23 protein-coding genes are annotated in these 23,290 nt (G+C 36.6%); 16 read left to right on the plus strand and 7 right to left on the minus strand.

Annotated elements, in window-relative coordinates:
- Positions 1-192 precede the first annotated feature (192 nt).
- The gene (locus tag ABFR62_05695; GenBank protein ID MEN8137905.1) at positions 193-447 is read right to left on the minus strand and encodes a hypothetical protein; all 255 of its coding nucleotides are present in this window, start codon (positions 445-447) and stop codon (positions 193-195) included.
- Between the two features lie 140 nt (positions 448-587).
- Here ABFR62_05695 and ABFR62_05700 point away from each other — a divergent pair, with 140 nt between their 5' ends.
- Genes ABFR62_05700 through ABFR62_05710 form a run of 3 tightly spaced genes read left to right on the plus strand, consistent with a single transcriptional unit; the run spans position 588 to position 5,724 of the window.
- Positions 588-3,725, plus strand: a complete 3,138-nt coding sequence (locus ABFR62_05700) for a UvrD-helicase domain-containing protein (GenBank protein MEN8137906.1) — start codon at positions 588-590, stop codon at positions 3,723-3,725.
- Positions 3,726-3,746: 21 nt separating this feature from the next.
- Entirely contained in the window at positions 3,747-4,874 is a 1,128-nt protein-coding gene (locus ABFR62_05705) for a DNA polymerase III subunit delta' (GenBank protein ID MEN8137907.1), read from the plus strand.
- 49 nt (positions 4,875-4,923) lie between these two features.
- A complete protein-coding gene (locus tag ABFR62_05710; protein ID MEN8137908.1) occupies positions 4,924-5,724 on the plus strand; it encodes an RNA methyltransferase in 801 nt (266 codons plus the stop codon).
- 13 nt (positions 5,725-5,737) lie between these two features.
- Here the strand turns inward: ABFR62_05710 and hypE are convergent, their stop codons facing one another.
- The 4 genes from hypE to ABFR62_05730 form a co-directional block, all read right to left on the minus strand.
- Complete coding sequence (hypE, locus tag ABFR62_05715) at positions 5,738-6,784, minus strand: hydrogenase expression/formation protein HypE (protein ID MEN8137909.1); 1,047 nt, start codon at positions 6,782-6,784, stop codon at positions 5,738-5,740.
- Between the two features lie 129 nt (positions 6,785-6,913).
- Positions 6,914-7,405 (minus strand): dihydrofolate reductase, encoded by a 492-nt coding sequence (locus ABFR62_05720; protein ID MEN8137910.1) that lies wholly within the window; start codon positions 7,403-7,405, stop codon positions 6,914-6,916.
- Positions 7,406-7,484: 79 nt separating this feature from the next.
- Positions 7,485-7,916 carry a GNAT family N-acetyltransferase gene (locus ABFR62_05725; protein MEN8137911.1) on the minus strand — a complete coding sequence of 144 codons (432 nt, stop codon included), beginning with the start codon at positions 7,914-7,916 and terminating at the stop codon, positions 7,485-7,487.
- A gap of 40 nt (positions 7,917-7,956) precedes the next feature.
- The gene (locus tag ABFR62_05730; GenBank protein ID MEN8137912.1) at positions 7,957-8,649 is read right to left on the minus strand and encodes a Crp/Fnr family transcriptional regulator; all 693 of its coding nucleotides are present in this window, start codon (positions 8,647-8,649) and stop codon (positions 7,957-7,959) included.
- Positions 8,650-8,904: 255 nt separating this feature from the next.
- Between ABFR62_05730 and ABFR62_05735 the strand changes: the two genes are divergently transcribed.
- From ABFR62_05735 to ABFR62_05795, 13 genes are all read left to right on the plus strand, one after another.
- Positions 8,905-9,393 (plus strand): Na+/H+ antiporter subunit E, encoded by a 489-nt coding sequence (locus ABFR62_05735; GenBank protein ID MEN8137913.1) that lies wholly within the window; start codon positions 8,905-8,907, stop codon positions 9,391-9,393.
- Positions 9,386-9,649 (plus strand): monovalent cation/H+ antiporter complex subunit F, encoded by a 264-nt coding sequence (locus ABFR62_05740; protein ID MEN8137914.1) that lies wholly within the window; start codon positions 9,386-9,388, stop codon positions 9,647-9,649. The genes ABFR62_05735 and ABFR62_05740 overlap by 8 nt, the downstream gene beginning before the upstream one ends.
- Positions 9,649-10,008, plus strand: coding sequence for a monovalent cation/H(+) antiporter subunit G (mnhG, locus tag ABFR62_05745; protein ID MEN8137915.1), 360 nt, complete (start codon positions 9,649-9,651; stop codon positions 10,006-10,008). Before ABFR62_05740 ends, mnhG begins: the two co-directional genes overlap by 1 nt.
- 4 nt (positions 10,009-10,012) lie before the next feature.
- Positions 10,013-10,255, plus strand: coding sequence for a hydrogenase subunit MbhD domain-containing protein (locus ABFR62_05750; protein ID MEN8137916.1), 243 nt, complete (start codon positions 10,013-10,015; stop codon positions 10,253-10,255).
- Positions 10,248-10,958, plus strand: coding sequence for a Na(+)/H(+) antiporter subunit B (locus ABFR62_05755; GenBank protein ID MEN8137917.1), 711 nt, complete (start codon positions 10,248-10,250; stop codon positions 10,956-10,958). Before ABFR62_05750 ends, ABFR62_05755 begins: the two co-directional genes overlap by 8 nt.
- Positions 10,959-10,963: 5 nt before the next feature.
- A complete protein-coding gene (locus ABFR62_05760; GenBank protein ID MEN8137918.1) occupies positions 10,964-11,311 on the plus strand; it encodes a sodium:proton antiporter in 348 nt (115 codons plus the stop codon).
- Positions 11,305-14,430, plus strand: a complete 3,126-nt coding sequence (locus tag ABFR62_05765) for a proton-conducting transporter membrane subunit (GenBank protein MEN8137919.1) — start codon at positions 11,305-11,307, stop codon at positions 14,428-14,430. The genes ABFR62_05760 and ABFR62_05765 overlap by 7 nt, the downstream gene beginning before the upstream one ends.
- Before the next feature lie 12 nt (positions 14,431-14,442).
- Positions 14,443-15,369, plus strand: a complete 927-nt coding sequence (locus tag ABFR62_05770; protein ID MEN8137920.1) for a complex I subunit 1 family protein — start codon at positions 14,443-14,445, stop codon at positions 15,367-15,369.
- 214 nt (positions 15,370-15,583) lie between these two features.
- Positions 15,584-16,249 (plus strand): NADH-quinone oxidoreductase subunit NuoB, encoded by a 666-nt coding sequence (nuoB, locus tag ABFR62_05775; protein MEN8137921.1) that lies wholly within the window; start codon positions 15,584-15,586, stop codon positions 16,247-16,249.
- A 70-nt stretch (positions 16,250-16,319) separates the two neighbouring features.
- Positions 16,320-16,898, plus strand: a complete 579-nt coding sequence (locus tag ABFR62_05780; GenBank protein ID MEN8137922.1) for an NADH-quinone oxidoreductase subunit C — start codon at positions 16,320-16,322, stop codon at positions 16,896-16,898.
- A gap of 10 nt (positions 16,899-16,908) precedes the next feature.
- Positions 16,909-18,099 carry an NADH-quinone oxidoreductase subunit D gene (locus tag ABFR62_05785; protein MEN8137923.1) on the plus strand — a complete coding sequence of 397 codons (1,191 nt, stop codon included), beginning with the start codon at positions 16,909-16,911 and terminating at the stop codon, positions 18,097-18,099.
- Between the two features lie 99 nt (positions 18,100-18,198).
- Complete coding sequence (locus tag ABFR62_05790; GenBank protein MEN8137924.1) at positions 18,199-19,995, plus strand: FAD-dependent oxidoreductase; 1,797 nt, start codon at positions 18,199-18,201, stop codon at positions 19,993-19,995.
- A 306-nt stretch (positions 19,996-20,301) separates the two neighbouring features.
- Positions 20,302-20,772, plus strand: a complete 471-nt coding sequence (locus tag ABFR62_05795) for a CBS domain-containing protein (GenBank protein ID MEN8137925.1) — start codon at positions 20,302-20,304, stop codon at positions 20,770-20,772.
- A gap of 470 nt (positions 20,773-21,242) precedes the next feature.
- Here the strand turns inward: ABFR62_05795 and ABFR62_05800 are convergent, their stop codons facing one another.
- Both ABFR62_05800 and ABFR62_05805 read right to left on the minus strand, forming a co-directional pair.
- Positions 21,243-22,619, minus strand: coding sequence for a D-alanyl-D-alanine carboxypeptidase (locus ABFR62_05800; GenBank protein MEN8137926.1), 1,377 nt, complete (start codon positions 22,617-22,619; stop codon positions 21,243-21,245).
- A 53-nt stretch (positions 22,620-22,672) separates the two neighbouring features.
- On the minus strand, positions 22,673-23,086 hold the full coding sequence (locus ABFR62_05805) for a hypothetical protein (GenBank protein ID MEN8137927.1): 414 nt from the start codon (positions 23,084-23,086) through the stop codon (positions 22,673-22,675).
- Positions 23,087-23,290 lie beyond the last annotated feature (204 nt).

Genomic DNA, 23,290 nt, shown 5'->3' on the forward strand with positions numbered 1-23,290 from the left:
TACTTACAGTAGTACAAAATATAATATTGTCAACTTTACCCCCTCATCCAATTGATTATTCATTAATGAGAAATAAATGCAGTAAACCATAGACTGAATAGGTCGAACCAAACGCTTTATATGATTTTCTCCCCAAAAATATGACTTACTTATGAAATTCCTAAAATGGGATTTTTTCCCATTTTAGTTATTTTATTGTGAAAAATGTTTTTGGAGTAAGTTTTTATTTATATATTTGTCCTGTAAGTAAGTCATAAGAGTTGCTTTTTCATGGTAAATTTGGGTAGTTGCTAGGCTTGTAGAATCTCTACAAGCCTTCTTTTTTTCATAGCTTTTTTTTCTTGTCATATATTCTAACATTTGGAATAGTTCCCAATAAACGTTTTTTTCTAAAAAATACTTTGCAGATTGATTTTTATTTATATATTTGTCTGGTAAGTAAGTCATAAGAGTTACTTTTTCATGGTAAATTTGGGTAGTTGCTAGGCTTGTAGAATCTCTACAAGCCTTCTTTTTTTTTTAAGAAAGCGGTTTGACATTAAAATTGATTGAATAATGTTTTACATTAGCAAAAAACTACTTGATAAATGTCTTCGAATTTCACAGTTTATAATGCATCTGCCGGCTCGGGTAAAACATATACCATTGTAAAGGAATATCTGAAAATAGTACTTTCTTCTTCATCACCGTTTAAGTATCAAAATATTCTGGCAATTACTTTTACAAATAAGGCTGCCGGCGAAATGAAGGAACGTATATTTAAGCAGCTGAAAGAAATTGGCCGGGCCGAAGCATTGAAAAATCCAAGTGATCTTTTGTTGGATTTAGAGCGTGAGTTACAAATAGACCGGGTAATAATTTCTGAAAGGGCGAATAATGTTGCCTCAAGGATATTACACGATTATTCCAAGTTTAATATTTCTACAATTGATAAGTTCACGCATAAGCTGATCAGGACTTTTTCGTTCGATTTGGACTTGCCGATTAATTTTGATGTGGAAATGGATCATAATTCCATACTTTCCGATGCTGTTGATGTATTGATTTCTAAAATTGGAAGCAATGAAAATCTTACAAACGCTTTAGCGAATTTTTCTTTGAGAAAGTTGCGGGATGAAAAAGCCTGGGATATATCTTATTCTTTGAAGGAAATATCAAGTGAGTTGTTTAAGGAAGAAAGTGCTTCTGAAGTTGATGAACTGAAGAATTATTCAATCGAAGATTTCGTGGAACTTGGAAAGAGTCTTCGTAAACTGGAAGCATCGGCTATTGAACAACTGAAAAAAACAGGGCATAACGCATTAGAGCTGATCAGTGCTCATGATTTGTCGGATGAGATGTTTTCTTATAAAGCTACTCCCAAATATTTCAATAAGTGCTCTGCCGGAAAGTTCGATATTGAGACACCTAAGCAGGTTAACGGACTTTTCGAGAAAGGACAGTTGTATTCAAAGGCTAAATCGAAGGAGACATGGGCATCTGTTATAGATTCCATTTTCGATGATTTATCAGATTATTATAGTTCAAGCAGAAAATGGGTAGAAGAGTACGGAACTTTGGTTGTACTAATAAGGCTTATTCTCCGAAATATTGATTCTATTACAGTTCTTAATGAGATAGATAAAGAATTGGAAGAGATTAAGAAACACAATAATGTGCTTTTTATTTCTGAATTTAATAAGCGTATTTCTAAAGAGATAAAGGATCAGCCCGTACCCTATATTTATGAGCGTATAGGGGAGAAGTTCCAGTATTTTTTTATCGATGAATTTCAGGATACTTCTGTTTTACAATGGGAAAACCTTATTCCGTTAATCGAAAATTCAATAGCTACCGGAGGGAAATGTGTTATTGTTGGTGATGGTAAACAGGCTATTTACAGATGGAGAGGTGGAAAAGCTGAGCAGTTTATCAATTTAAGTCAGGGTAAAGTTGATTTCCCTTTTGATATATCGCCTGCCACACTCGATAAAAACTATCGCAGCTATAGTCAGATAATTGATTTTAGTAATGATTTTTTCAGGTTTACTGCTAATACATTTACCAACGTCAGTTATGAGGAAATGTATATTGAAGGGAATAAGCAGAAAAGTAATAGTAAGTCGGGAGGATATGTTGAAATTGATTTTATCGAAAAAAACGAATTAGAAGATTTTGATGATCAAAACAATCAAAAGATAGAAGTCGTAATCCGCGATTTAGTTGACGAAGGTTACAGATTGAGTGATATTTGTATACTTACAAGAAATAACAGGGAAGGTGTTTCAATTTCTAATTATTTAATGGAACAGGATATAAGTGTTGTTTCTAAGGAATCATTGCTGATAAAGAATGTGGAACAGGTTGATTTCTGTATTCAGTCATTAAAATTAATTAATTCTAATGATGATTTTGATGCCCGTTTAAAAGCTGTTGAATATCTTATTAATTCTTCTGCTATTGATATTGCTTCAAAGGACAGGCATGATATTTATACCGAGTTTATTTCGCTTGATGCATTCAGTTTTTTTGAAAAACTCAAAGATTACGGAGTGACATTTAGCTTAAATGATTTTTTGAGATTGCCACTATATGACGCCGTAGAAGAGTTTATTAGGGTTTTTGATATCGCAGAATCTGCATCTACCGAAATTCAGTTTTTTCTGGACTTCGTTCTTAACTTCAGTTCAAAAAATAATACCGGTATTAATTCTTTTCTGGAGCACTGGGAAGAAAAAAAGGATAAATTAAGTCTTGTAATTCCTGAAGGTCTGGATGCTGTTCAGGTAATGACTATACATAAATCCAAAGGTTTGGAATTCCCGATTGTAATATTTCCTTATGCTAACTGGATGACGGGAGACAGAAATGCCAGGACATGGATACCTTTAGAAAATGCTGAGGAAAATTTTAATGGAATTAAAAGTGCTCTGGTTCCGTTAAATAAAGAGTTGGCTTTTACCGAAAAGGGGGAGCAAATATATGCCCGACACGAAAATGAGCTAAAACTTGATAATTTAAATTTGCTGTATGTTGCAATTACCCGTCCCGTACAAAGACTTTATGTTATCACTTACAATGATAAAAGAAAAAAACTATCGGAATATTTTTCGGCTTATTTAAAGTCAAGTTCGGAGTATTTATCAGGTAATTTAATTACAGAAAACGATAAATTTTGTTTTGGAAAAAAAGAATTCGCTAAAACTGAAGATAATGCCGGTGTAAAAAAATATGAGCTTGGTAAGCTTAACTCCTATAAATGGACAGATCGGGTTAGAATGAGTTTGGAAGCTCCGAGGTTCTGGAATATCGGGGAGATTACGGAGAGCGAATATGGAAATCTTGTTCATTATACTTTATCGCAAATTCAATATAAATCAGATGCCCCGAAAGTCGTAGATAATTTGGTGGTAGATGGAAGTATTGATGAAAATATAGTTGGTAAACTTAAGGGTTTGATCGATAAGGTTGTTTCTCATTCTGAGCTTGAAGGCCTGTTTGCAGAGGGTAGTATTGTAAAAAATGAACAGGATATTATTCTGTCTGACAATAATATTTTACGCCCCGACAGAGTTGTTATCAACGACAATAAAACAACTGTGATAGATTATAAAACAGGAGTAAGAACAGAGGAGCACGATGTACAGATTAATACCTATGCCGATGCTTTAGAGCAGTTGGGGTACAATGTGGATAAAAAACTCCTTGTTTATTTGAAAGATGACGTAGAGGTTGTGAATGTTTAATAATATAACTTAGATTTGCGCATGCTATTTGATGAAATTATAGGACACGAACGGGTAATAGAGCATTTAAAGAGTTCAGTAGACCGTCAGAAGGTTAGTCATGCACAATTGTTTTCTGGACCGGAAGGGTCAGGAGTATTGCAGGTGGCTTTGGCATACGCACAATATGTGTTATGCTCGCAAAGTCAGAATAAGGAAATATGTGACAAAAAAATTGAAGATTTAAATCACCCTGATTTACATTTTGTATATCCTGTAAATACAACTACTGAGGTTAAGTCGAAGCCTATTTCTAAAGATTTCATTAGTTATTGGAGGGAGTTTATTTCAGAAGACAAATATGCGAATATTCAGGATTGGTACGAAAAGATTGGTATAGAGAAGAAAGCGGGGCGTATTGGGGTTGATGAGGCAGCAGATATTGTGAAAAGTATGACCTTAAAAGCCTATGAAGGTGAGTTTAAGGTTATGATAATCTGGATGCCGGAATTTATGAATACCCAAACGGCTAACAAACTTCTGAAGCTGATCGAGGAACCAACAGGGAAGTCGCTGTTTATTTTTGTTACCGAAGATGATGAAGCAATAATAAAAACTATTTTGTCAAGAACTCAAATAGTATATTTCAAAAGGCTCAGTGATGAAAATGTACAAAATTACCTTGTCGAAAATCTGGAGTTAGAAAGCGATAAAGCTGCAGATATAGCGATTAGGGTTGGCGGAAATATAAATAAGGCAAGGAGTTTAGTGCTGGAAGATAAAGATGAAGGCAGATTCCAGGAGTTATTTGTTGATTGGGTGAGAGGATCGTTCAAAGCCGATATTAAAATGTTGATCGATTGGGCCGATTTAATGGCGTCGAATGGAAAGCAGTTTCAAATTAACTTTTTAAAGTACGCAACCAGAGTTTTTCGTCAGGCTCTCCTTGAGAATTATGAAGCTAAAGATTTGTCATTTTTAAAGCTCGAAGCCAAAGGCTTTAAATTTGAGAGTTTCATTAAATTTGTTCACGGTCAGAATATTTTTGACTTGATAAATGAACTTGATTTGGCTATTTTTCATCTTGAAAGAAATGGAAATCCAAGAATTATTTTACTGGATGTATCGGTGAAAATTACCAGAGGATTACATAAAAAATATAAAGTATAGAATTCGAAGAATCGACTAAGTTAAATCTTAAATTATACTTAAGGCTATGATTAAAGAAATATCCAGCACTCAAAACTCTTTGATTAAAGAGCTTATACAACTGAAAGATAAATCGAGATTAAGAAAGAAAAAAGGTCTCTTTTTGATTGAGGGAGTACGCGAGTTAAGCCTGGCATTAAAAGGAACTTACGAAATTGAAAAAATTCTATTCCTTCCCAGAATAATTGATGTAGCTAAGATTGAATCTTTGTTCTATGGTAAAAATATCCCTGAACTAATAACTATTACCGAAGAAGTTTATAAAAAGTTAGCTTATCGCGATACAACTGAGGGAATAGTAGCAGTTGGAAAGTCGAAAAGTCACGATATTGATAGTCTGGAGCTGAAGTCGTCTAACCCCCTTATTCTTATAGGGGAAGGAATTGAGAAGCCCGGGAATATTGGTGCTATTTTAAGAACAGCGGATGCTGCTAATATTGACGCTGTAATTATTTCAAACCCCAAGGCCGATTTATATAATCCGAATGTAATTCGCTCTAGTGTGGGGTGTATTTTTACCAATAAGGTTGTTGCCGGAACAAATGAAGAGGTTATTTCGTGGCTTAAAAGTAATAAAGTGAATGTTTATTCGGCTGCTTTAACGGCATCTAAACCATATCATGAAGTTGATTTCACCGGTCCGACAGCGATCGTTGTTGGAACTGAAGCAACCGGACTTACCGGTGAATGGCTTGAGGCTTCAACACAGAATATTATTATTCCAATGGAAGGGGAGATAGATTCGATGAATGTTTCTGTTTCTGCAGCTATTATTTTGTTTGAGGCGAAACGGCAGAGAATTCAACATTAATAATTTTTAGCCTTTAGCATATCCTCGGTAATTGTTCAGCAATGGGCATACTTACAACTCTGGCACCTCCAAAAATTCCGTTGCTTACAACTTTTCCTATATGCTCGCTTGTAATTTCTCCGATTATTTTTGAATTAACACCCTCAGGGAGGTTTTGCATTGTGGATAGGATTTTATCTGCTTCAGAAGGATCTACTATTGTGATCATGATACCTTCGTTTGCAACATATAATGGATCCAGTCCGAAAAGTTCACAAGCACCATTAACCTGTTTTTCAACGGGTATTTCATCAGAGTTTATGCTGATCCCGGTTTTGGTCTGAATCGCTATTTCATTAAGAACCGTAGCAACACCACCTCTTGTAGGATCGCGAAATAGTTTGACGGCGCTTCCGTGCTTGTCAAGGATTTCTTTTACCAGATAGTTTAAATTAACTGTATCGCTTTCAATTTCTGATTCAAATTCCAGTCCTTCTCTTTTTGAAAGGATTGCGATTCCGTGGTTAGCTACATTTCCGCTTATTATTATTTTGTCACCAGTTGAAATTTTACTCATGTCAAGTTCAGCCTTTGGATGCATTTCACCAACACCGGTTGTGTTTATGAAAATCTGATCACCATGACCTTTTTCTACAACTTTTGTATCGCCGGTTACTATTTGTACTCCCGATTTATCTGCAGCCGATTTTATGGATAGTAAAATTTTCCACAGGTCTGAAACCAACATTCCTTCTTCAATTATAAATGCCAGTGAAATATATTTTGGAATACCTCCGGTCATCGCCACATCATTAACAGTTCCATTAACTGCTAATTCTCCTATATCGCCTCCCGGAAAAAATATTGGAGAGATAACAAAACTGTCTGTAGAGAAAGCAATATCTCCATTCATGTTGAAAACAGCTCCGTCGTCACGCTTTTGAAGTTTATCATTGTCGAAAAGCTTAAAAACACCGTTGTCGAGAAGTCTGTTTGTGAGTTTGCCACCACTGCCGTGTGCGAGAGTGATTCTTTCGCTATCCATGTCGGGAAAGGGGGATTTTTCTACAAGGTCGTTCATAATCAAGAGTTAATATGAACTAAAGATATGGAAAAATTAAGGTAAAAGGAAAAAGTTTACCCTGAACTTGTTTCAGGAAAAAGTATGCACAACCGCAAATAGCAGATAAATCATTAGAGCATTGAATCATTAAATTTTCCGATAGCTCACAAAACTATAATCATATTTGTTTTTCTCATCGGCCGTATGTTTTTCTCGAGCGAGTTCTTTCCATGCAGATAGATCAAATTTTGGAAAGAATGCATCGGCTTCAAATTCACTATGAACTTCCGTAATAATCATTTCATCTATTAAATTGCTGTCTAGTGCCTGTTGGTATATTGTAGCTCCTCCTGCTATAAATGGAGAGTCATCGTTTTCTACAATACTTAATGCTTCTTCGATAGAATGGGCTATTTTGCATCCTTCCTGCTTGTATCCTTTATCTCTGGTAATGATAATTGTTGTTCTGCCCGGCAGTGGTTTTCCAATTGACTCAAAGGTTTTACGACCCATAATAAGAGTATGTCCAAGAGTAGTGGCTTTAAAAAATTTTAAATCGGCAGGTAAACGCCAAATTAAGTCGTTTCCTTTTCCTATTGCATCGTTTTCTGCTTTGGCAACAATTAACTTTACTGTCATCTCTTATGTTTTTTGCGAATGTAGGTTATTTTGGTTTATCCGGGAAACAGCATCGGTCAATTACGGATTTTATTTTAAATTACAGAGCCTTTTCCATTTTAAAGTGGGCTATTCCAACTTCGAAAAACTTTTCTCCAACCACTTTATAATTGAGTTTTTTATAAAATTCCATAGCCGATTCTCTTGCGTGAAGTAACATTGTTCTAAACCCCTTTTGTCTTGAGAATTTTTCTGAATACTCAACAAGTTTCGACCCAATTCCCTGTCCTGATAAAGAATTGTCAACAGCTACCTGCCGCATTTTAATTTCGTGCGTATTTACCGGGGATAAAATTAATATGGAAACCAGTTTGCCACTGATAAAAGCGCCTATGTGGAAATCTCGGACATCTTTGGCTAAAAACTCCTCAGTAAATTTTAAGCCTATTGGTTTACGTAATATTTTATCTCTAAGGTCTACTGAAGCGATGTATTCATCAGAGTTATATTCTATTTCTTTTATTTTTAGCACAATAGTGGATTGAGATTTGCTAAATGTCAGTGAACCCGGCTTATCCTTTTTTACAAAGCAAAACCAGTTTTTCCTTATTTGTAATCTCGATGTGGTCTTTTTTAAGTTCTATAATGTTTTCATCATTTAACTCTCTAAGTATCCTTCCAACACTCATTACAGACATATTTGTAAATTCAGCCAAATCTTTACGGCTTAATTCAGGTTTTAACGAATCGCTTTGAAAAACACTTTGTGATAACTCTAACAGTGCCCAGGCAAGGCGGCCATGCATCTGCTTTGATGAGTTATTGGATAAATTGTTGAATGTGTTTAATGTCTTTACGTTTATTTTTTTTACGGTTTCTATTGCAAAGGCATTATTTTTATGCATAAGTTTCTCAAAAAGTGATTTGCTGAAGCTGCATACAACTACATCAGTCAGGGCAACTAAGGTGTATTGAGTCGAGGTTTCAACGAAAAGACTGTATAGTCCGATAAAATTACATTTTCGCTCAATAAGGGATAGAGTTCGTGTATTTGGGTATTCTTTATAAAATTTCACAAAACCGTCCTGTAAGAATAGGATATCACTACTCGAAGACCCTTGTTTGGCAATAACCTCCCCTTTTTTATATCTAACAATCAATTTAGATTGCTCCAAAGCCTCCATCTCCTCATCTGTTAGCATGTCGAAACAGCGCGACCTTCCTTTACAGTCTAAATCCTGATATTGTGATTTGTTAAATGTCATCTTTTGCATTTTTGAGAGTGCAAAGGTAATTTATTATAATAATTAATAGCTATTTCATTTGGTATTAAAAAACACATCTTTAACATTTGTTAATATCAAACGTTTATAATATTAGTAAACCTATAACATTTACATGTTTTAAGTGTGTCAAATTTGGTGATTATTATAAGTTAATTATGACAGAATACAGGATTAATTAGAATCTACACTCTTATTTTTGCTTCCGTTATTTTATTTCAAACAATAATTAATCATATGAAGAATTATGCACTAATGTTTTTGACTTTGATGGCATTCTGGCTTTTGCTGAATAATTCAGCGAGCATGGAAGTTTTAGCTATCGGAGCTGGTGTAAGTTTGCTTGTATCATTGATTTTCTGCTCAAAATGCGAGGTATTTAGCTCTATTTCCTTAAGTCCTAAGGCGATAATTGCTTCAATTTCTTTCGTAATTGTATTTGTAGGAGCTTTGATAAAAGCCAATTTAAGCATCACAAAGAGAGTTCTTTCTCCAGCTTTACCAATTAATCCTGGTATTGTGAAGGTAAAGACTACGTTGAAGTCAAAGATGGGAAGAATGGTATTGGCTAATGCAATTACTCTTACGCCCGGTACATTTACTTTAGAAATGGATGGAGAAGATTTGTACATCCACTGGGTAGACGTAAAATCGGGTGAAACTGAAGAAAGTACAAGAGAAATTGTTTCGTCTTTTGAAAAATATTTAGAGGTAATGTATGGATAGTTCAATATTGATATACACAGCTGTAGCGATCAGTTTAGTCAGCGTTTTGGTAGCCTTAGTCAGATTTGTTAAGGGACCGGAAAAGGTAGATCGTGTTGTTGCTATCGATGTTATTTCTATCATTGGTATTACAATGATTTTATTGTTAGCAACATTGTTTAAAAGAGAGATTTATATTGATGTAGCCATAGTTTATGCATTACTTGGTTTTATTGGTATAATCGTTATTTCACGATTCTTAAAAAGAGGTTTGTAATGGGAAATATATTCGAATTAATAGGAGGTGTATTTCTGGTATTAGGTTCAATTTCATTACTGATAGCATCAGTTGGATTGTATCGTATGCCCGATTTTTACAACCGTATTCAGATAGGAACTAAAGCTTCTACATTTGGAGTATTGCTTACCATTATTGGTATAGCTTTCATCTTTCCGGGATGGTCTCCAAAATTATTGGCAATGTTGATGTTTGTATTGTTTACAAACCCTATATCATCTCACGTAATTGCTCGTGCAGCTTATTTCACGAAAGTTCCGCTTTCTAAAGAAACAAAGGTTGACAAATTGCAGGAAGTGAGCGAAGGACATTTGAAAAAAGTAAAAACTAAAGAATAGAAATATGTTAACTGTTTTAGCTGCAATTTTAGGAATAGCAAGTATGGTAGGAGCATATTTCGCAATTCACAGTAAAAAATTAACTGTTGCTATAATCGCTACAGGTATTGTAGGTATGATTGCATCAATTTTGTTCTTGTTATTGGCAGCACCCGATGTTGCAATGACAGAAGCATCTATTGGTAGCGCCCTTACTACTGCAATATTTTTCTTCACTTTAAACAAAATAAGACAAACAAATGGATAAGAAAACATTGATAGCGCTGTTAGTAGCAGCAATGGCCGTTGTTCTTTTTCCTTTGTACGAGTCGTATCAGGGAAGTGAAGTATTAAGCGAAGTAGGACAATATTACGCCGATAACGGCGTGGAAGATACAGGAGCACAAAACCTGGTTACATCGGTAGTTGTAACTTATCGTGGTCTTGATACCTTAGGAGAGGTGACAATATTATTCCTGGCTGCTTCGGTAATTTCATTCTTCTTGAGCTTTAGCAAAGAAGAAAGAATAGAAAATCGTCAGGTAAGAAGTATTACTGAGATATTAACAACATCTACTCAGGTTTTAGTGCCTATGATTTATATGTTTGGTGTTTACATATTTGTCAACGGGCACCTAACTCCTGGAGGAGGATTTCAAGGGGGAGCTGTAATAGCTTCAGGAACTTTATTGATGTTCTTGTCTAATCCGAAATTCGAACTAAATCACAAAATAATACACTTTGTTGAATCTACTTCAGGTTTAGTATTCGTGTTGATTGGTGTTATTGGTGCATTGATGATGGATGGTGGATTCCTTTCAAACAAGATTGCCGGATATGGATTTGGTCAGGTAGGTACAATTCTTAGTGCCGGTGCAATTCCTATTATCTACACATTCTTAGGATTGAAAGTAGGAACGGAATTATCGAATGTTCTTGGAATTTTTGTTGAATCGCAAAACGAGAAATAAAAGACATGGAATATATAATTATATCAACAGGTTTTGCGCTTACAATTTTCGGATTGTATGGTTTATTATCGCAAAAAAATATGATTAAGATGATTCTTGGATTCTCAATATTTACCACTGGTATTAATATTGTGATGGTTGCCATAGGATACATCAAAGGCGGAACAGCTCCAATATTGGACGAAGCCGGAAAAGAAATCGGGAAATTCGTTGATCCTTTACCTCAGGCATTAGTATTAACATCAATTGTAATCGGACTTGGAGTTACGGCAATGATGCTTGCTTATGTAATGAAACTTTATAAGGACAAGAAGAGTTTGAATATAAATGACTATAAAGATTTAAAATGGTAGGACCAATATATATTATAGCACTTGCACTCGGACTTGCATTTTTTCTCGGATTTTTCGGGAAATCTTTAAAAACCGTATCTGGTTATTTAATGTTGGCAGGTCTGGCATTTATGACTTTTGTTTCGGGGCAATGGCTTATGGCGTTTGTAAACGGTAGCGAAACAACGCAGGAAATTTTCACAGCAGGATTTAAACCTCCATACTCAATTAACCTGAGAATGGGAATGGACGAAGCAGCGTTTACTTTCTTAGTAAACTTAGCTGGTCTTTTAGGTGGTACTTACCTGTTCCAGACTCTTAAGAAAGTTGGGAATGCTTCAATGAGTGTTTTCCTGGTTCTTATTATGAGTTTGAACGTAATAATAATGACACGAGATCTTTTCAACCTTTTCGTATTCGTTGAGATTGGAAGTATCGCTACTGCAGGATTGATTATTTTGGATAAAACTTCAAAATCTCTTCAGGCAGGTTTGAAATACATGATTGCTACAGGAGTAATTTCAGGATTGCTTTTAATCGGAATTATATTCGCATATTACTTTGCAGGTAGTTTGAATATAGATAGCATTATTGCTGCAAACATCGGCGCTACAAAAGCGGGAGCTGTTGCAGTATTCTTAATAGTTGCTGTTTTGGTACTTGAGTTAAAACCTTTCCCTGCAAACGGATGGGGACTTGACGTGTACGAAAGTGCTAACCCGGGTATCGGTGCAATGGTATCGGCTGGTGTTGCAACTGCAAGTTTGTTTGTTCTTTATAAAGTTCTTCCAATGGCGGGAGCTGATTGGTATCAGTATATCGTAATTATTGGATTGTTAACTTTTGTAGGTTCAAACCTAGTTGGTACACAACAAAACAATGCAAACCGTTTGTTGGGTTATTCTTCAATCGGACAAATTGGATTGGTAATGACTGTTATCGGACTTGAGCCTGTATTAGGTGAAAGTTTCAAGTTCATCGCATTTGCATTGTTGCTTAACCACTTTTTGGCAAAAGCCGGATTGTTCTGGATTTCAGGAATCATCAAAAAACAAAACATAGCTTCATGGTCGGTTCTACGTAAGAATTCGGCATTGCTTACTATGTTTATTTTCGCTGTATTTGCGCTTATCGGATTTCCTCCATTCCCGTCTTTATTTGCAAAATACGAGCTTGTTATGGGCTTAGTATCTTCTAATAATGCATGGATTGCTGCTGTTATCCTTATAGGATCATTTGCTGAAGGAATTTATATTTTCCGCTGGGTAGGTGATGTATTGAAAAATGAAAACTCTGAGGAAGAAACAATCAACATAGAGTGGAATAAATTTATTCCTGCTGCATTGACTACTGTGGCTCTTGTAGCTGCCGGATTCATGTCGGTTTCTTATGTTGAAGGAGCTTATGCTGCTTACTTTATTCCTTTGGCATTCATTTTAGTAATTGGATTGATTGATTTCCTTCCTGCATTTGTAAAGAACACTGTTTCTATTGCAGGTATGGCTTATTACTCATATATACTTTACCCACTTATCGAGGGTGATTTAATGCGTACAATTTTCTTCGCAATCTTTATGCTTGGAGGTATTCTTACTCTTGTAGTTGGATACAACAAGTCAGGAAAACGCGAAGGGTTTTACCCGGCCGCTTTATTAATGTACGCAGGTCTGGCAACTATCATTACTGCTGATAATATGTTTGGATTCTTCTTTGGATGGGAATTAATGACCGCAGGTTCTTATTTCTTAATTATCCGTGGAAAACGCTCTAAACCTCATGCATATTCTTATATGTTGTTCTCTGTAGCAGGAGCTTACCTGATTCTGTTAGGATTTGGATTTGCCTTTGCTGGAGGAGCTACTCAGTCGTTGACTGCTCTTGGAGATATTACTTTATTACCATCACTTGCATATACTTTATTGGCTGTTGGTTTTATGACAAAAACTGCTTCTTTGGGTCTTCATATTTGGTTGCCCGGAGCACACGGTGAGGCCGAGTCTGATGTTTCGCCAATGGTGTCGGCAGTATTACTTAAAGCCGGTGTATTTGGATTGATGTTGTTGTTCCTTAACATGGGCAATAACGGTGATACTTTATTGTTTGTACTTGGTTGGGTTGGAGCTTTCACTGCATTAGTAGGAAACTTAGCTGCAACATTCCAGGAGGATGCTAAACGTATGTTGGCTTACTCTTCTATCGGACAATTAGGATACATTTTATTTGCTATTGCAATGATGACTCAACTTGGATGGTTAGCAGGTTTCACTTACGTGATAAACCACTTCTTGTTCAAAGCTATTCTGTTTATGGTGATTGGTGGTATTGTAGCAAAACTACATACTCACAACCTATACGAAATGGGAGGTTTAATTAAGAAAATGCCTTTATCTTTCACAGCAGTATTAATTGGTATCATCACTTTATCAGGTGTGCCGCCGTTATCAGGATTTGCCGGAAAATGGTTGTTCTACAACGCTGTTGTTCTTAAAGGATGGTATATCCAGGGTGTGATAGTATTCTTTGCAGGTACAATAGCATTTATGTACGCATTTAAACTTATACACTCTATTTTCTTGGGTCAGTTGAAAGACAACCACAGAAATATGACTGAGATAAGTCCTTCTATATTGATTCCGGCTTATATTTTGATTGCAGGTATATTCTATTTCTCTGCATTCCCTCAGGATATTTTGGAACCAATAGGAAATATGTTAGCCGGATTAAACCTAGCAGGCGATCCTGTAGTTTGGAACGCTGACGGATTAGCAACAACTCTTTTAAGTCACTGGAACGGGACAGCTGTTATGATTATTATCTTAACAATGTTTGTTTTAGTACTTGGATACCTTTGGTTGATTACAGGTAAAACTAAGAAACTTGAGCAATTCAATATTGCTTATTCTGCCGAGACACCTTTCCGTCCTGAGACTACTCATGTTTCTTATAACATGTTTGCCGGATTGAATAAAGCAATCGGATTTTTAGTAGCACCAAAGATTACAAATTTCTGGAACAAAGTAAGTACTATGGTACTCGACTTTGCAGGAATGGTTAAGAGATTGTACGGCGGGAACGGACAGGTTTACGCAGTTCAAATCATTGTTTACATTGTAGTATTCTACCTAATTGCATTAGGATAATATATATAAGTTATGAATTACGATATAACAAAATTTTTATGGTCATTGTTGGGGATTTTCATCGTCATGAATTGGGGGATGTTAATGTCGTCAACAATGCGTAGAGTAGGGGCAAGACTTGCAGGTAGAATCGGAGTGCCGATGTACCAGCCATGGGTTGACCTGATTAAACTAATAAGTTTAAAGACGTGGTTGTCTCACGGTTTTATGTTCTACATAGGCCCTGCATTCCGTCTTGTAGGAGGTATTGGGATGTTTCTTTTCATGCCGGTACTATTCTCGCCCGATTTATCATCGGTATGGAGTAATTACTCTTTCGCCGGCGATTTAATCCTTTTACTTTATTTCCAGTCGTTCGGTATGTTGGGAATGGCACTTGGAGCATCAGAAAGTGGTTCGCCACACGCAGCTATCGGTATCTCTCGTGGATTATCGCAGTTTGCTGCTGTTGAAGTTCCAATGACATTAGCAGTAATAGCTATTGCTATTCAACACCAAACATTCTCTTTCCACGAAATTATGGCTGCGCAGCAGGGTGGAATTATGAACTGGACTTTATTCACAAATCCATTAGCTTCTATAGCGGGAATGTTGGCAATGTTGGGTGCTATGAGTCACTCACCGTTCAACCTGGTTAAGGCTCCAAACGAAATTCCGATTGGACCACCAACCGAATACCATGCTTCATTCTTAAGCGTATTGAGAACTAACAGTGCAATTATTCACGTTGTTGAGGCTGCATTGTTCATGAACCTTTTCTTCGGAGGAGCAGATTCGTGGTTGATGTACATCGTTAAGACTTTCTTCGTGTACTTTATCTCAGTATTTGTAGGAATGGTTTTCCCTCGATTCAAAATCGAAGATTCTGTACGTTGGTTCCTTAAGTGGCCAACAGCAATCGGGATAATCGCTGTACTGGTAGCAGCATATTGGAAGTAATTTCATTGTCGTTGGCATTTAGCTGTTAGCCATTTACTTATGGTGATTTATCAAAGTTGATGGCTAAAAGTTGAAGATTGACATTAAAGCGATTTGTTTGTAAACATTATTTCAAGTTCAGATCGAAAAGAGTCAATTTTGTGCATAGTTAAAAGGTTAAAAGTCAAGGGCTAAAGGTTTACAGTGATTTACTGAAAGCCAAAAATGTAAAAAAATGGAAGAAGTAAAAAAAGATAAATTTTTAAAACCTGAGTACGAAGTACGCGAGGTTGAGGCTCCTGATGGATCGATCATAAAAGTTGATCCGTTAAATGACTATTACAGTCAGGAAAAACCAGAGCCATATAAAGTAAAAGAAGGGCCGGTTGAGAAATTCCTAAACTGGGCGAGAGCCGAAAGTTTGTGGGTTCTTGGTTTCGGTACCGGATGTGGTAGTATTGAGATCCCACCACTTGTAACACCTCGTTTCGATATGTATCGTTTTGGTGTGCAAATGCGTGCTACTCCACGTCAGTCAAATGTATTCATAATTTCAGGATACCTTTCAGTAAAGACTTTGAAAAGAGCAATTAGAGCTTATGAGCAAATGCCAAGCCCTAAATATGTTATTGGTTTAGGAAGTTGTACTATAAATGGTGGAATGTATTACGATTCGTACAACACTATAAATCGTTTAGATCATTATCTTCCTGTAGATGCTTACATCGCCGGTTGTATGCCACGTCCTGAGGCTTTATTAGCTGGTTTCGGAGAATTGAAAAAGCTAATTAAAGAAGGAAAAGGTCATAAGGCTAACGAGTATGTTGAGAATCTAGATTGGTATAAAGCTAATCAGAGAAAGATTATCAAGGATTGGAATATGCCTGATTACAACTGGTAATAATGCTATAGGCAATAAGCTATAAGAAATAAGCTTAAAGCATAGAGCCTACAGCCTAAAGCTAAAAAAAATGCAAAAAGGAATAAAAAATTTGATTGAAAAATTCGGTGCCTCCGACCTAGTTGAGAGGAGACCTGGTTTATCTTTCATTACTGTTGATGAGACTAAAGCTGTAGCAGCTATTACTAATCTTAAAGATATTGATGGTTATACTGTATTATCTTTTATTACTGCAGCAGACTGGATCGAAGATGGAAAGATGCAATTAACATACATGCTTAACAATCCTTATGAAATAGCAGAGATCGCAGTACGTGTTATGTTAGAACGTAATGATAAGGATTACGAATCAATGGAGTCTATCCACCACCTTTGGCCAAATGCAAAAAAATGGCAACAGGAGCTAAGAGAAATGTACGGAATAGATTTTCCAACAAGCCCAGGTCTAAACGATCCTTTCATGCTTGAAGGATGGGACGATATGCCTCCTTACCGTAGAGATTTTGATACTAAGCAATTTGCCGAGGAAACTTTCTTCCCTCGTGAAGGAAGAGAAACTAACGATCCTGCTACTTACATGCGTGAAAAGCTTGATCCAAAAGATCCTCAGTTGTACACTAAGGCAAAAAGAGAACAGAATAACAGTTAATTTTTGAGAAATGGGAAAAAGTAAAATATTTACAATGAATGAAGACAGAAGTCTTTATCCAGAACACGATGAAAATGGGAAACCTATCATCGACCTTACGTCTCATAAGTTTCTAAAACTTTGGCAAGGACCTCAACACCCGGGTATTACAGGTAACATGTCATTGGAATTAACTGTTAATGGAGATGAAATTGTTGAGTCAAAAACACACGTAGGATACCTACACCGTGCATTTGAGAAATTACTTGAACGTAGATTATTCGTACAGTGTATGCCAACATCTATTCGTTTGTGTGTGGCTGAACCAGATCCTAATGAGTACCTAATATCAACTGCTGTTGAAGAATTAGGTGGAATTGAGATTCCTGATAACGCTAAATGGTTAAGAATGCTTTCTTTGGAGATGGCACGTTTACAAGTATTGTTACGTGGTGTTCCGGGTCAGGCAGGTACTTTCGCATTAGGTTTAGGATACCAATGGGGTAATTACCTTCGTGATTTAATCCTTGATCGTTTCGAGGAATTAACAGGAGGTCGTGTTTATCACATGTACATTATACCTGGAGGAGTTCGTGGTAACTTACCTGAAGGATTCAAAGAACGCATGTTAGAAAACCTTAAGTTAATTGATGAGTTTATTGTTAAGATAGACAAGTTGATTTTCCAAAATGTTGTTTTCGAATCGAGAGCAAAAGGTTTAGGTCACATTCCAAAAGAATGGGTTGATGAATACGGAGTTTACGGACCTGCTGCACGTGGATCAGGAGTGATGCGTGATGTACGTAAAACTAATCCTTACTTGCACTACGACAAGTTAGATTTTGAACCTCATGTAGAAACAGAAGGAGATGTTTACGCTCGTTCGGTTGTTCGCTACGAAGATTTGAAAATGACTGTAGATTTGATTCGTCAGATATTAGACAAAATACCCGGTGGAGATATAAAAGCTCAAACACCAAACGTTTTACACTGGAAAATTCCTCAAGGAGAAACTTATGCTAAATGTGAGAGTTCTCGTGGAGAATATGGAATGTACTTTGTGACCGATGGTAGCGATAAGCCACGTCGTGCTCACTTAAAAGGACCCTCTTATACACATGCCAATGCATTATTAGACAGATTGCTTATCAATGCAAATATAGCTGATACTGCAGCAATTATGGTTTCTTTAGCAACATGTCCTCCTGAAATAGAGAGGTAAACTGGTTTAACTGTTGAGTTGTTGAGTTGTTGAACTGTTGAATCTTCAACCTAAAACAATTAAACGATTAAACAATTAAACTATTAAACATTAGTAAAAATGGATTTAAAAAAATTATTAACACCGTTTACAGCTTGGGGAAATGTAACTAAAGATCCTGTTACAATAAAAGATCCTTTAAATGAGCGTCCCGGTGCAGACAGATATAGAGGTTTTCACCGTAACGATGTAGAAGCATGTGTTGGTTGTGGTTCTTGTGAAGATATTTGCGAGAATGAAGCAATTGACTTAGTACCTGCAAAAGATACAAAAGATGGTGATTCAGGATTACGTCCAATGATCGATTACGGTCGTTGTTGTTGGTGTGCTCTTTGTGTTGATGTTTGTACAACAAACTCATTAACATTAAGTAACGAGTACAAATGGATATCAACAGATCCTGAAGATTTTAGATTTATACCTGGTATAGATAAAAAAGATTGGGATGATAATAATGACAAGGGTTGGAAAAAACCTGAGCCAAATTATGAATTCTATCCTTTAGACCGTGTTCACATGGACGAGCTTAGTCCTGAAGAACGTGGAGATTCATTTATAGAAATGATGAAAGGTTACTCAAAAGAGCAAGCTCAGCAAGAGGCTGACAGATGTGTAGAGTGTGGTATTTGTACTGCAACTTGTCCTGCTCACATGGGTATTCCTGAATACATCAAAGCTATTCGTAACGATGATTTAGAGGAAGGTTTACGTATACTTTACGATACAAACCCATTACCGGAAATTTGTGGTCGTATTTGTACTCACAAGTGTGAGACAGTTTGTACGCTTGGTCATAAAGGAGATCCTTTATCTATCCGTTGGCTGAAACGTTACATTGCCGATCAGAATCCTTCTGAAAAATATAAAGAAATTCTTGAAGCTGAGAATCTTCAACCTAAAGGAAAGAAAGTTGCAATTATTGGTTCAGGACCTTCTGGATTATCAGCAGCACACTACCTTGCATTGATGGGTTACGAAGTGAAAATCTTCGAAAAACTTGAAGCAGCCGGTGGTATGATGCGTTACGGTATTCCTGAATATCGTTTACCTTACGATCAGATCGATAAAGATATCAACTATATTCTTTCATTAGGGGTAGAGATTCAATACAATGTAAATATCGGTACTGATATCACATTAGAACAATTAGGAAAAGACTACGATGCTGTATTCTCAGGAACAGGTCTTCACCTAGGACGTTCTACTGGTATCCCGGGATCTGATAACGAACACGTTTACGCTTCTCCTGACCTGTTGAGATGGGTTGTAGAAGGTAAGGAATTCGAAGTTCCTGAAAGCGTTGTAGTTATTGGAGGTGGTAACGTAGCAATGGATATTACCCGTACTATGGCCCGTTTACAAAAAGCTAAATACGGAAAAGTTCAGGTTATTGCTACAGCTCTTGAAAAAGAAGAAAACTTACCTGCCGATTTAGAAGAGGTTGTTGAAGCTCGCGAGGAAGGATGTGATGTTAATGCCGGATGGGCTCCGCAATCAATCGAAATAAAGGATGGTGTTCCAACAGGACTTCACGTTGTAAAATGTAACTCATTGTTCGACGGTGAAGGACGTTTCAACCCGCAGTGTGATATGGATGCAAAAGAATTCTGGCCCGGTACCATGATTATTGAATCAATCGGTCAGGGAATGGATCTTTCTTACATCACAGAAGAGATGAAAGAAAAACTGGAATTCGGTCCAAGAGGACGTGTTCAAACTGATGAGTATTTCCAAACAGGAATAGACTGGTTATTTATGGGTGGAGATATCATCGAAGGACCAGACGTTATTCACGGTATTGCCAACGGACACAAAGCCGCTGTAGGTATCGACATGATGTTGAATCCTGAAAATTAATATGATCTAAAATAGTCGGGGCGCGACTCAAAGTCGCACTCCGACTATCACAAAACTGTACTATAAATATCTTAGAGTAGTATAAAAGATAAAGAGTAGTTAAGTATATTAAATTCACTAAAATCGTCTAAAGCAGATAACTCTGTTTTAGACGATTTTTTTTAATATTAAAAGTATTTGACAGTCAGTATTTAATGATGTAAAAGTGATATTTCCTGTTTTAAAACATATTAAAAACTAATTTTCTTTCATATATTGTCTATCGTATTTAATAGAAAATATAGTTGAACCAAAACGACAAATAATATGAAGACATTAGTATCAGAAATTTTAAAGCGAAAAGGTGACATTGTTTACACGGTTAACGAAAACGAGGTTATGTTTAACGCCGTAAAGAAAATGCACGATAAAAAAATAGGTTCATTGTTGGTAGTAAACGACGGTGGAAATCTGGTAGGTATAATTACTGAAAGAGATATTCTTTACAAGTGCTATCAAACCGCGTCATCTATGATAACTACAACAACTACCGTGAAAGAGAGAATGACTTTGTCAGAGAATTTGATAGTAGGAAAACCCGATCAGACTGCCAGTGATCTTATGGCAGTTATGACTGATAAAAAAATACGACATATTCCTATACTTGATAACGATGCAATTGTTGGTGTTGTTTCTATTGGAGATGTCTTGAAAGGTGTTGTTGATGCACGTGAAGCAGAGGCAAACATGCTACGCGAGCATATCAAGAATCCGTTTGGTGTTCATATCTATAAATAAAAAAGTTTTTTTTTAATAATAGAAGGCTGTTTCCTTTATAGGAGATGGCCTTTTTTCTTTTGGGCGTGCCCTTCCGCTTCCGCCCTTCGATGGCTCTGCGATGGGCTCAGGATTGTCAAAGGGCTCCGCTACAGGTCGGGCTTTCGCTCATACTCCTCGTTCGGTATAAGACGTCATACATGACGTCTATACCTCTCTGTGGGGTAACCGCTCTATCCCTCACGCATTCTTATAAAGGGGCAAAATTCATCTAATGACTCAAAGTAATCGGATGAGTAAAGTGCAGACATAATACAAATCACATCATTATCGATTTTCTACTGCCGCCTGGCAGTGATAGCAGCGTTAGCTTTTGCACGAAAAGTTTACTGAGACTCAATGTAGCAGAGTGACCTTGTGAACTCCTGCTGCATTGTGTAGCCGAAAAAACTTTTCGTGCAAAACTATTAGCGGATAGCACGGCCGCCAGCCTAATAATACTTATAAAAATCCTCTAAAATAGTATCGGTTTGTTTTTTGATAGTTGAGGTTTTGTACTTGTAATGGTTGTTCATATACGAGAAAATCAACAGTTTTCCTGATTTGGTAATCAGGTAGCCACTCAGATTGTGATTATTGCTGACAGTTCCGGTTTTGGCGTGTATAAATGGAGGCAAATCCTTGAATCTACCATCCAAAGTGCCTGTTTTTCCACCGGTAGGGAAGAACTCAAAAATTTTATCCATGTTGTGATCTTTACTCATGGCTTCCTCTCTTATTTTTATGAGAATTTCAACCATCGATTTCGGAGTGAACAGGTTATATCTCGAAAGTCCTGATCCGTCTACCCAGCGCGGTTTATGTGTTAAATCGGCCAGGTCGTTTTTCAACAGGTAATCTATCTGGCAACTTCTGTTCAGACTGTCTGTTTGTTTAATATTCATGGCACTCATCAGGAGAACAGACTCGGCCAGGAAGTTGTCGCTGTCCTGCATCATAACCTTGTAAATGCTGTCGCTGGCTATACCGTATATACTTTGGTTTATATCGTCTTTGTGTATTTTTCGGTCTAAATAGATGATCTCTTTATTTATAGAGTCAGAAAGAAGTTTCAGGTTTAACTGTGTAGAAGTTATAAAAGGAACTTCTTTGTGCAGAGTGTCTTTTGAATTTGTTGCCGGAAGCCACATTTCAAAATTGTTAGTTCGCTCATCTCTTCTTAGTTTGAACTTTTTAGCGTTGCTGTATACTTTTATTGAATCCCTGAATTGTTTGGGGTTAACTTCCCATGTGCCGTTAGGGTAAAGGGTTACATTAACAGCGTTGCCGTAAACTGCCAGTGGAGAAATATCTTTCGAATAGTTTTCGTTGTAATCGTCCCAGGCCCAACCTGCGCCAAAATGCTCTTTCGAAAAGTTGGCATCAGAAAAATAGATTTGTTTTTTTGTGTTTTTCAGGAATTTGAATGCTGCATCGTCATCGAATTCGGAATATAGCAGGGTTGGAGCTCCGCTTCCCCAGATAATCAGCGAATCTTCTTTCTCGGTATAATATAGAGTAGGAATCCTGTCTCCAATATTTGTGATTCCCGAATAAAATGAGAATATTTTAGTGTTCGAAGCCGGAGTAAAATATCTGTCGCTGTTGTACTGAACTACATATTCTCCTTTCTCAACATCATAGACACACAGCCCTGAAAATGAATTTTCGAATACAGGCAGATTGTCCAGTTGTTTGTAGAGTTTCTTTTCTTTTTTGACGTTGAATTTCGATGTTTTAACCAAACTTTCTTCATTGTTGTGATTTGCCTGAGCATTTGAATATATGCTGAAGCTGAAAATTAAGGCTATGGTAAGTAATAAACGCATTGTTAGATAATGTTTTGGTTAAGCTGTGTTAGAATTTACAGTGTGTTTTGATTTTAATTTACAATATGAACGGTTTCGTTTGACGGGTCGTAATAAGCTCTGTACTCTTTCAATCCGTGAGATGCTCCATCAATAGGTTCACCCGTTACCAATAGAAAGGTTTTTTCATCACACTCACATTTTGCAATTATGTCGTCTTCAACATTCAATATGCTGCATGTGTTTGGAGATATGTGGGGGCAAGCTCTATCATAGGCTTTGAATTTTTCCGAGGAAGTCCTGTAAATGATAAGACCTTTTATTCCTCCTTTATGATAAGCCCATCCGCCCGGTGATTGTAGTTTTATATTGGAAGGATTGTTTATGTATACATATTCGTCAACGGCAATATCGGGAAGATAGACGCTGTCTGATTTACATGAATAAATAAGGGCTATTATCGCTATAAAAAAAATCCTTCTTAGCATATTATATTGAACTTTGTGCAAATGTAGTAAATTTTAGGTTTGCAGGTTGCTGGTTGCTGGTTACTGGTTGCTGGTTGCTGGTTGCTGGTTACTGGTTGCTGGTTACTGGTTGTATTTTCTCATTAAATCATAAACACATTAACTCTTCTCCGGCATGAACGAGTTAAATTCGCGGTGTTTTAGTCCCAGGCCGACAGCTCTTTT

This window comes from Bacteroidota bacterium (assembly GCA_039714315.1).
In the GTDB taxonomy this organism is placed as follows: domain Bacteria; phylum Bacteroidota; class Bacteroidia; order Flavobacteriales; family JADGDT01; genus JADGDT01.

What these genes read in the sequence shown, in the direction of transcription:
- ABFR62_05720 (MEN8137910.1), bottom strand. Translation starts at nt 7,405, where the DNA reads ATGACAGTAAAGTTAATTGTTGCCAAAGCAGAAAACGATGCAATAGGA.
- ABFR62_05735 (MEN8137913.1), top strand. Translation starts at nt 8,905, where the DNA reads ATGAAGAATTATGCACTAATGTTTTTGACTTTGATGGCATTCTGGCTT.
- ABFR62_05790 (MEN8137924.1), top strand. Translation starts at nt 18,199, where the DNA reads ATGGATTTAAAAAAATTATTAACACCGTTTACAGCTTGGGGAAATGTA.
- nuoB (MEN8137921.1), top strand. Translation starts at nt 15,584, where the DNA reads ATGGAAGAAGTAAAAAAAGATAAATTTTTAAAACCTGAGTACGAAGTA.
- ABFR62_05770 (MEN8137920.1), top strand. Translation starts at nt 14,443, where the DNA reads ATGAATTACGATATAACAAAATTTTTATGGTCATTGTTGGGGATTTTC.
- hypE (MEN8137909.1), bottom strand. Translation starts at nt 6,784, where the DNA reads ATGAACGACCTTGTAGAAAAATCCCCCTTTCCCGACATGGATAGCGAA.
- ABFR62_05750 (MEN8137916.1), top strand. Translation starts at nt 10,013, where the DNA reads ATGTTAACTGTTTTAGCTGCAATTTTAGGAATAGCAAGTATGGTAGGA.
- ABFR62_05785 (MEN8137923.1), top strand. Translation starts at nt 16,909, where the DNA reads ATGGGAAAAAGTAAAATATTTACAATGAATGAAGACAGAAGTCTTTAT.
- ABFR62_05695 (MEN8137905.1), bottom strand. Translation starts at nt 447, where the DNA reads ATGACTTACTTACCAGACAAATATATAAATAAAAATCAATCTGCAAAG.
- ABFR62_05760 (MEN8137918.1), top strand. Translation starts at nt 10,964, where the DNA reads ATGGAATATATAATTATATCAACAGGTTTTGCGCTTACAATTTTCGGA.
- ABFR62_05795 (MEN8137925.1), top strand. Translation starts at nt 20,302, where the DNA reads ATGAAGACATTAGTATCAGAAATTTTAAAGCGAAAAGGTGACATTGTT.
- ABFR62_05740 (MEN8137914.1), top strand. Translation starts at nt 9,386, where the DNA reads ATGGATAGTTCAATATTGATATACACAGCTGTAGCGATCAGTTTAGTC.
- ABFR62_05700 (MEN8137906.1), top strand. Translation starts at nt 588, where the DNA reads ATGTCTTCGAATTTCACAGTTTATAATGCATCTGCCGGCTCGGGTAAA.
- ABFR62_05730 (MEN8137912.1), bottom strand. Translation starts at nt 8,649, where the DNA reads ATGACATTTAACAAATCACAATATCAGGATTTAGACTGTAAAGGAAGG.
- ABFR62_05800 (MEN8137926.1), bottom strand. Translation starts at nt 22,619, where the DNA reads ATGCGTTTATTACTTACCATAGCCTTAATTTTCAGCTTCAGCATATAT.
- ABFR62_05805 (MEN8137927.1), bottom strand. Translation starts at nt 23,086, where the DNA reads ATGCTAAGAAGGATTTTTTTTATAGCGATAATAGCCCTTATTTATTCA.
- ABFR62_05765 (MEN8137919.1), top strand. Translation starts at nt 11,305, where the DNA reads ATGGTAGGACCAATATATATTATAGCACTTGCACTCGGACTTGCATTT.
- ABFR62_05780 (MEN8137922.1), top strand. Translation starts at nt 16,320, where the DNA reads ATGCAAAAAGGAATAAAAAATTTGATTGAAAAATTCGGTGCCTCCGAC.
- ABFR62_05755 (MEN8137917.1), top strand. Translation starts at nt 10,248, where the DNA reads ATGGATAAGAAAACATTGATAGCGCTGTTAGTAGCAGCAATGGCCGTT.
- mnhG (MEN8137915.1), top strand. Translation starts at nt 9,649, where the DNA reads ATGGGAAATATATTCGAATTAATAGGAGGTGTATTTCTGGTATTAGGT.
- ABFR62_05705 (MEN8137907.1), top strand. Translation starts at nt 3,747, where the DNA reads ATGCTATTTGATGAAATTATAGGACACGAACGGGTAATAGAGCATTTA.